Origin of the sequence: Kitasatospora sp. SC0581, assembly GCF_048159585.1 — a bacterium.
GTDB lineage: Bacteria > Actinomycetota > Actinomycetes > Streptomycetales > Streptomycetaceae > Kitasatospora.
This window is the reverse complement of record NZ_JBLRWA010000191.1, coordinates 1-392: the sequence shown is the minus strand read 5'-3', so window position 1 is coordinate 392 and position 392 is coordinate 1. Positions and strand designations below refer to the sequence as shown.

Genomic DNA, 392 nt, shown 5'->3' with positions numbered 1-392 from the left:
CACTCCGCGAAGTCCCACTCCGTGAAGTCCCACCCGGCAGGCTCTCGCGGTACCGCCGGCGCCTCCGGGGCCCGTCGGTCCGCACAGGAACGAATCCACCGAACCGTCGGTACGCGGCACCGGTACTCGGTAGCCTGGGCTCATGATCGGACTGGATCGGCTGGCCGTGTTCCTGACCATGGTCACCCTGTTGATCGCCGTACCCGGCCCCAGCGTTCTGTTCGTCGTCAGCCGGGGCATCGCCCTCGGCCCCCGAGCCGCAGTGGCCACGGCCGTCGGGAACGAGGCGGGCCTGTTCGTGCAGGTGGTCCTCGTCGCGTTCGGCCTGGGGAGCATCGTGGAGCGCTCCCTGCTCGTCTTCTCGATCATCAAGTTCGCCGGCGCGATCTACC

1 protein-coding gene is annotated in these 392 nt (G+C 68.9%); it reads left to right on the top strand.

The genetic code is table 11. From position 1 onward, the window contains the following. Window positions 1-142: 142 nt before the first annotated feature. A partial coding sequence (locus ACLWS4_RS37720) for a LysE family transporter (protein WP_416876531.1) occupies window positions 143-392 on the top strand: 250 nt, incomplete at its 3' end.